This window comes from Mycobacterium sp., from assembly GCF_019247615.1.
In the GTDB taxonomy this organism is placed as follows: domain Bacteria; phylum Actinomycetota; class Actinomycetes; order Mycobacteriales; family Mycobacteriaceae; genus Mycobacterium.
Genome location: NZ_JAFBAT010000128.1, coordinates 1 through 7,722, shown reverse-complemented (window position 1 = coordinate 7,722; position 7,722 = coordinate 1). Strand labels below are relative to the sequence as shown.

Below are 7,722 nucleotides of genomic sequence, written 5' to 3'. Positions count from 1 at the left end.
ACCCAGCAGGAAGGTGACCAGGAAGCCCACCGAGAACAGCATCGGCGTCTCAAAGGTGATCTGGCCCTTCCACATCGTGAAGGTCCAGTTGAAGAATTTGATCCCGGTCGGCACCGCGATCAGATACGTCATGAACGAAAAGAACGGCAGCAGAACGGCTCCGGTGACGAACATGTGGTGCGCCCACACGGCCACCGACAGCGCGGCGATCGACAGCGTCGCATACACCAGCGTGGTGTAGCCGAAGATCGGCTTGCGGGCGAAGACCGGAATGACCTCGGTGACGATCCCGAAGAACGGCAACGCGATGATGTACACCTCAGGGTGACCGAAGAACCAGAACAGGTGCTGCCACAAGATGACTCCACCGTTGGCCGGGTCGTAAACGTGAGCGCCCAGGTGACGGTCGGCGGCCAGGCCGAACAGCGCGGCGGTCAGCAACGGGAACGCGATCAAGATCAGGATCGACGTCACCAGGATGTTCCACGTGAAGATCGGCATCCGGAACATGGTCATGCCGGGAGCGCGCATGCAGATCACCGTGGTGATCATGTTGACCCCGCCCAGGATGGTGCCCAGGCCGGCGACCGCCAGGCCCATGATCCACAGGTCGCCGCCGGCACCCGGCGAGTGGATGGCATCGCTCAAGGGTGTGTAAGCGGTCCAGCCGAAGTCCGCGGCCCCGCCGGGGGTGATGAAACCGGCCATCGCGATGGTGGCGCCGAAGACGAACAGCCAGAACGAAAACGCGTTCAGCCGCGGAAAGGCGACGTCCGGCGCGCCGATTTGTAGCGGTAACACCAAGTTGGCGAAGCCGAACACGATCGGGGTGGCATAGAACAGCAGCATCACCGTGCCGTGCATGGTGAACAGCTGGTTGTACTGCTCGTTCGACAGGAACTGCAGCCCCGGCGTGGCCAATTCAGTGCGCATGAACAGCGCCAGCAGCCCGCCCAGGAAGAAGAAGATGAAGCACGCGACGCAGTACATGATCCCGATCAACTTGTGATCGGTGGTGGTGATCAGCTTGTAGACGAGGTTGCCTCTGGGGCCGGTCCGGGCCGGGTACGGACGGACGGCCTCGAGTTCTGCGAGCGGGGGGGCTTCGGCTGTCAACAGCTCCTCCAAACATCCGTATCGGAAAAGGGCCCGAACCGAGTGATGAGAGAAATCTTAGCCTCCCCCCACGTGAGTGGGCTGCGCGGTCCTACAAACTGTCGTAAGTGGCTCGGAAGTCACCGAATGTTAGCGTCGGACCCGTGCCCGGGAGGCGATCGATCGTGGCCACAGCCCTGTGGGCCGCGGCGCTGACGGTGGCCTGCGCCGGTTGCGGGTCCGGCCAGCCGGGGACCGGTGCGTCGACCCCGTCGCTCGTCACGCCCACCACCCAGATCGCCGGCGCCGGCGTGCTCGGCAACGACCGCAAGCCCGACTCGTCGTGCCCACGGGATGCCGCAGCGGCCGAGGCCGGGCCGCCTACGCGACAGGCCCGCAACGCGGCGGGCGTCATCCCGGAAGTGGTCGAGGTGCCGGCCGAGGCACAGCGCATCGTGGTGCTCTCCGGTGACCAGCTAGACGCCCTGTGTGCGCTCGGGCTGCAATCGCGGGTGGTAGCGGCGGCCTTGCCCGACGGCTCGCCCAGCCAGCCCTCGTATATGGGCGCGGCGCTGCATGGGCTGCCCGGCGTCGGCACCCGCAGCAACCCCGACGCGGGCGCCATCGCCGCGGCCCACCCGGACCTGATCCTGGGGTCGGTCGCCTTGACGCCGCAGCGGTATCCGCAGCTGGCCGCGATCGCGCCGACGGTTTTCACCGGGGCGCCCGGCGCAGCCTGGGAAGACAACCTGCGCGGCGTCGGCGCGGCCACGGCGCGCACCGGCGCCGTGGACGCGCTGCTCACCGGCTTCACCCAACGGGCCACCCAGATCGGCGCCGCCCACGACGCGTCGCACTTCCAGGCCTCAATCGTGCAGCTGACCAGCGACACCATCCGGATCTACGGCGCGGACAACTTTCCGGCCAGCGTGCTCAACGCGGCAGGAGTCGATCGGCCAGCGGCGCAGCGATTCACCGATAAGCCCTACATCGAGATCGGCGCCACCGACGCCGACCTGGCGAAAAATCCCGACCTGTCGGCCGCCGACGCCGACGTCGTCTACCTGTCGTGCGCCACCCCGGCCGCGGCGCAGCGCGCCGCCGCTGTCCTGGACAGCAATCCGTGGCGAAAGCTGTCGGCCTACCACGACAATCGGGTCTACGTCGTCAACGACGAAATCTGGCAGACCGGCGAGGGTTTGGTCGCGGCCCGCGGCATCCTCGACGACCTCCGCCTGCTCAATGCCCCGATCAACTGACGGCACACGGGGTACCCCCACCCCGGGTGGCTCGAGACCATTACCTTAGCTAAGCTTTTACGGACTGACCAGACCAAAGGATTATTCGATGACCACTGTTTCCGCGTACGCCGCCACATCGGCCACCGAACCACTGATCAAGACCGCGATCGAACGTCGCGACCCCGGCCCCAACGATGTCGTCATCGACATCAAGTTCGCCGGCATCTGCCACTCCGACATCCACACCGTCAAAGCCGAATGGGGCCAACCCAATTACCCCGTGGTCCCCGGTCACGAGATCGCCGGCGTGGTGACCGCGGTGGGCTCCGAGGTCAGCAGACACAAGGTCGGCGATCACGTCGGGGTCGGCTGCATGGTGAACTCCTGCGGTGAGTGCAGCAGCTGTCAGGCCGGCCTCGAGCAGTACTGCAAGCCGGGGGCGACCTTCACCTATAACTCCGTTGACAAGGACGGCACGTCGACCCAGGGCGGCTACAGCCAGGCGATCGTCGTCGATGAAAAGTTCGTGGTGCGCATACCCGAGTCACTGCCGCTGGACAAGGCGGCTCCGCTGCTGTGCGCGGGCATCACGCTATTCTCGCCGCTCCGGCACTGGAACGCCGGTCAGAACACTCGGCTGGCAATCATCGGCCTGGGCGGCCTGGGGCACATGGGCGTCAAGCTGGGCGCCGCCCTGGGCGCCGAGGTCACGGTCCTGTCGCAGTCACTCAAGAAGATGGAGGACGGCCTACGCCTCGGTGCCGGCCACTACTACGCGACGTCTGATCCGGACACCTTCCGTAAGCTGCGCGGCGGCTTCGACCTGATCCTGAATACCGTGTCGGCGAACCTGAACCTCGGCGATTACCTCAATCTGCTGGACGTCGACGGCACGCTCGTCGAGCTCGGCATCCCCGAGCACCCCATGGAAGTGCCGGCATTTCCGCTGGCGCTGGCGCGCCGCAGCCTGTCCGGGTCCAACATCGGCGGGATCGCCGAGACGCAGGAGATGCTCGACTTCTGCGCCGAGCACGGCGTGACGCCCGAAATCGAGCTCATCGAGCCCGACTACATCAACGAGGCCTACGAGCGCGTACTCGCCAGCGACGTGCGTTACCGCTTCGTCATCGACATTTCGAAGCTATGACGCGACTCCGGAGGGTTCTTCAGAGGCATTGTCGGGTGCGCAAACCCGTGCCACGATTTCGGCCGACTCCGCGTCGTCATCACCGGGAACCACCTCGCTGACGTCGATGCCGGCCAGGGGCCATCCGGCGGCGGCCAATGTGGTGGCCACCCGAATGACGTTTTCCTTGCCGGCGTCGAAGTGGGTCATGTCGGAGATGAATTCGGCGATCTCGTCGTGGTCGATCGGGTGGTCGACGGTTTCCGGGGACCCTTCCGCCGCGGTGATGTGGCGCACCACTTCCTTGATCTGGTCCTCGGCCAGGGGTGTGCTGCGCAGCAGGGCCATCAGCGGCACTCGGTCCGGGCCGGGAACGCCCTCGGGGTAGCCGACCTGCAGCCACCGGATCACTGAACGGCAAAAGTTGTGGTGATGCTCGCTGTGAGAGGAGTTTTTCGTCACCCCATTAGTGTCATGGCAGCCGCGTCACCGGCGCCACCGCGGCGTCACGCCGTACCGACAATTCATATGCCGTTCACGGAGCGCTTAGAAGTCCCAGTCCTCGTCCTCGGTGACGACCGCCTTGCCGATCACGTAGCTTCGGCGGGCACGGCCCGGGCGGCACGTCCTGCCGTAAGCGGCCGCCAGGGGTTGAACGTGCCGCCGGAGCCACCCCATCCGCCTTCGCCCTGCGGCCCAGTGGCAGTCCCGCCCGTGCCACCGACACCGTGAGCCCGGTGAACACCCGCATGCTCATGGACTTGTGAAAACTCCCAATTTCAGCAGCGGAAAACGTTATGTTTTTCGTCAACGTGCCACGATCACCCGGGGGTTCGGTATGCCTTTTGTCACTGTCGCGTCAAGTGCGATAGCGGGTTTCGCGGCGGACCTGGCCGGCATCGGTGACTCGCTGACCGCCGCGCACGCCGCGGCGGTGCCCCCTACGACCGGGCTGCTCGCAGCGGCAAACGACGAGGTGTCCACCGCGATCGCGGCCATGTTCTCCGATCACGGTCGTAACTATCAGGCCATCAGCGCCGAGGCGGCGTCGTTCCACGAACAGTTCGTGCAGCTCCTCAAAAGCGGTGCCGGACAATACGTCAGCACCGAAGCCGCGAATGCCAAGCCGCTGCAAACCGTCCAGCAGGGCATTGTCAACGAAGTCAACGCGCTGAAAAGCGTGGGCACCGAACTGATGGACGAGGGAAATCTCATCGCCCGAACCGATGTCAGGCTGGCCCGCACCGCGGTCACAAACACCATCAAGGAAATCAAAGACATTCCCGGCGCCACCGAGTTTTGGGCTCAGGACATTTTGCAGGCGCCCACAGCACTTGACCACCGAAATATCTGGGTAGGGCGATTTTCGAGCCGGTGAACTGGCTACGGATTAGAACCACGACTTCTTCTCCGGGTCGGGTTCCAGCTACGTGATCGGCAAGGCCGTCGTCACCGAAGACGAGGACTGGGACTTCTAAAACTGCTGGTCAAACCCGCAGCCATAGGTCCGCCGGCCTCAACACACCAGTAACGCAACACAGACGGGCCGGCGCACGTCACCTCCACGCAAACCGTCGTAGGCGCTCCTCGATGACACAAAGCTTGTGCGGAGTCCAAACTGTTTGGCGGCGACCGTTAGGGGCCCAGCGTCGTGCCCACGCATGGCCTTCGCTTCCCTGAACACCCCGCCGGAGCTAGTCCTGGTCGTCGGCCTCAGGCGATTGCGCTTCAGAACTGTCGTCACCCTCAGCGGCTTGCGGAGGCTGTTCGTCGCCTGCTGGCGACGGCTGCTCGGCGGTGGTCACGGCTGGGATCTACCCGGGTGGGCGGCGCCCGAAACGGCTCAGAAGTCCCAGTCCTCGTCCTCGGTGACGACGGCCTTGCCGATCACGTACGACGAGCCCGACCCGGAGAAGAAGTCGTGGTTCTCGTCGGCGTTGGGCGACAGCGCCGACAGGATCGCCGGGTTCACGTCGGTCTCGTCGCGCGGGAACAACGCCTCGTAGCCGAGGTTCATCAGGGCCTTGTTTGCGTTGTAGCGCAGGAACTTCTTGACGTCCTCGGTGAGGCCGACCTCGTCGTAGAGGTCCTGGGTGTATTCCACCTCGTTGTCGTAAAGCTCGAAGAGCAGCTCGTAGGTGTAGTCCTTCAGCTCGGCGCGCTTGGCGTCGTCGACCAGGGCGAGGCCGCGCTGGAACTTGTAGCCGATGTAGTAACCGTGCACCGCCTCGTCGCGGATGATCAGCCGGATCATGTCGGCGGTGTTGGTCAGCTTGGCGCGGCTCGACCAGTACATCGGCAGGTAGAACCCGGAGTAGAACAGGAGGCTCTCCAGCAGTGTGGAGGCCACCTTGCGCTTCAGCGGCTCGTCGCCGCGGTAGTACTCCATCACGATCTCGGCCTTGCGTTGCAGGTTGACGTTCTCCTCCGACCAGCGGAAGGCGTCGTCGATCTCGGCGGTCGAGCACAGCGTGGAGAAGATCGAGCTGTAGCTCTTGGCGTGCACCGACTCCATGAACGCGATGTTGGTGTAGACCGCCTCCTCGTGCGGGGTCAGCGCATCGGGAATCAGGCTGACCGCGCCAACGGTGCCCTGGATGGTGTCCAGCAGCGTCAGCCCGGTGAAGACACGCATTGTCAGCTGCTTCTCGCTCGCCGTCAGCGTGCCCCAGGACGGGATGTCGTTGGACACCGGCACCTTCTCGGGCAGCCAGAAATTCCCGGTCAACCGGTCCCAGACTTCTGCATCTTTCTCGTCTTGCAGACGGTTCCAGTTGATCGCCGAAACGCGGTCAATCAGCTTCATGTTTTCGGACACCAGAACCCCACTTCACCAGGACGGTTTGCCTGCAACGCTCAGACTTCGAACACTACCCCTGGGGTATGACAAGCCGGCGCAACACAAGAAGTTGTGTTCGCGTGTCGTGACTCAAACCGTCTCGATGACTTGCACGACGCCGTCCGCCGCCCCGGCCACGAACAGCCGCCCGCTCGCCGGGTCCACGCCCAGCGTGTAGGGGTTGCGCACTGTCGGGAACCGCTGAACGCGCCTCGGCATCGGTTCGCCCATGTCGTAGCCGACGACTTCGTTGGTTCCCGACGACGCCACCCAGAGCCGGTCGCGCGCCGCGTCGTAGGCGACGCCGTACGGCCCGCCCGGCTGGCCGACACTGGCCACCTCGCGCGGACTGGGCAACGGGGTGAAGACCCGGATCGCGTCGCCGCGCGTGTCGATCGCGATCATCCGTCCGTGCCGGTCGGCCGCGAGGTGGGTCGGGCCCGCGCCGGCCGGGGCCGAACCCACGATGGTCAGCCGGTCCGCGTCGTACACCGTCAGGTCGTTCTTGCGGACGTCGAGCGCACCGACCGAATTTCCCGCCGCCGCCGTCCCGGCCGGCTGCGCGACGCCGGTGAAAACCTTGACGACTTCCTGGCCGCGCACCGCCGCCACCGTCGCACCGTGCTCGTTGGCGACGAAGACGGTCCCGTTGGCCGCCGCGGCGGCATCGTGCGGCGACGTCCCGGTGGTGACCGGGGGCTGTAATGTGCCGTGCGGCAGAGTGATTCGCACCAGCGCATTGACGCTCTCGACGGGGACCAGCACCGGGCCGCCCGGGGCGGCTAGCTGCAGGTGCCGCACCGTCCCCGGGAGTGGAACCCGGCCACGGATCTCGAAGGAGTCGGCATCAACAAGCACCAACTCGTCCGGATCGCGGGTGGCGACCGCGACGGTCCGGGTCTGCGCGTCGACGACGACGCCCTCGGCGGCGTGGCCGACGGGGACGATGCGCCCGACCGGGTCCTTTCCTGGCGGCGGCGCGTTCTGCGGCTCGGCGGCCGGAGGCAGTCCCGGACCAGTGGTGGTCTGGGGCGCGGCGCCGTGCTGGCCGCACGCCACCGCCACGACCGCCCCCAGGCACGCAACCAGCCCCCGGATCACTGTCGCGTCAGTCCAGTCCGGCATTGCGCAGCGTGAGCGTCAGGCCGTCCTCCAGCGCGCTCAGCGCGATGTCGGTCAGCCGGCCCACATCGTCGATGTCGTGCTCGGCGGTGGCCATCCACGCCTCCAGGGCCACGAACACCGCGGTGGCCAGGCTGTGCGCCGCGACGTCGGCGATCATCGCCCCCTCGGCGCACGGCCTGGACCGCTGATGGATGAAGCGGGCGATCTCGTCGGCGACCTGATCGCGCATCCGGCGAATGTGGCTGGTGATGATGTCGTGGTCCAGGTCGCGCGACCGGATGGTCGCCGCTTCCCGG

At 65.9% G+C, this 7,722-nt stretch carries 7 protein-coding genes and 2 pseudogenes; 4 read left to right on the top strand and 5 right to left on the bottom strand.

Annotated elements, in window-relative coordinates:
• Positions 1-1,116: cbb3-type cytochrome c oxidase subunit I (locus JO059_RS08600; RefSeq protein ID WP_293315696.1), on the bottom strand; the 1,116-nt coding region annotated here is incomplete at its 3' end.
• Between the two features lie 143 nt (positions 1,117-1,259).
• Between JO059_RS08600 and JO059_RS08595 the strand changes: the two genes are divergently transcribed.
• Together JO059_RS08595 and JO059_RS08590 are read left to right on the top strand one after the other, a co-directional pair.
• Positions 1,260-2,354, top strand: a complete 1,095-nt coding sequence (locus JO059_RS08595) for an iron-siderophore ABC transporter substrate-binding protein (protein WP_293315694.1) — start codon at positions 1,260-1,262, stop codon at positions 2,352-2,354.
• A gap of 88 nt (positions 2,355-2,442) precedes the next feature.
• Positions 2,443-3,483, top strand: coding sequence for an NAD(P)-dependent alcohol dehydrogenase (locus tag JO059_RS08590; RefSeq protein WP_293315692.1), 1,041 nt, complete (start codon positions 2,443-2,445; stop codon positions 3,481-3,483).
• On the opposite strand, the gene JO059_RS08585 is transcribed toward JO059_RS08590, so the two are convergent.
• The gene (locus JO059_RS08585; RefSeq protein WP_293315690.1) at positions 3,478-3,924 is read right to left on the bottom strand and encodes a DUF3349 domain-containing protein; all 447 of its coding nucleotides are present in this window, start codon (positions 3,922-3,924) and stop codon (positions 3,478-3,480) included. The two genes, JO059_RS08590 and JO059_RS08585, sit on opposite strands and share 6 nt — an antisense overlap.
• Positions 3,925-4,300: 376 nt before the next feature.
• Here JO059_RS08585 and JO059_RS08580 point away from each other — a divergent pair, with 376 nt between their 5' ends.
• The gene (locus JO059_RS08580; protein ID WP_293315688.1) at positions 4,301-4,840 is read left to right on the top strand and encodes a PE family protein; all 540 of its coding nucleotides are present in this window, start codon (positions 4,301-4,303) and stop codon (positions 4,838-4,840) included.
• Between the two features lie 10 nt (positions 4,841-4,850).
• Positions 4,851-4,940: pseudogene (locus JO059_RS08575) on the top strand (hypothetical protein); the annotation flags it as partial.
• A 365-nt stretch (positions 4,941-5,305) separates the two neighbouring features.
• On the opposite strand, the gene nrdF reads toward JO059_RS08575, so the two are convergent.
• The 3 genes and pseudogenes from nrdF to JO059_RS08560 all read right to left on the bottom strand — a co-directional run.
• Positions 5,306-6,280: a class 1b ribonucleoside-diphosphate reductase subunit beta gene (nrdF, locus tag JO059_RS08570; RefSeq protein ID WP_293315686.1), complete on the bottom strand. Its 975-nt coding sequence runs from the start codon at positions 6,278-6,280 to the stop codon at positions 5,306-5,308.
• Positions 6,281-6,391: 111 nt separating this feature from the next.
• Entirely contained in the window at positions 6,392-7,426 is a 1,035-nt protein-coding gene (locus JO059_RS08565; protein ID WP_293315684.1) for a YncE family protein, read from the bottom strand.
• Positions 7,410-7,722, bottom strand: a pseudogene (locus JO059_RS08560) (hypothetical protein); the annotation flags it as partial. The pseudogene JO059_RS08560 and the gene JO059_RS08565, both read right to left, overlap by 17 nt.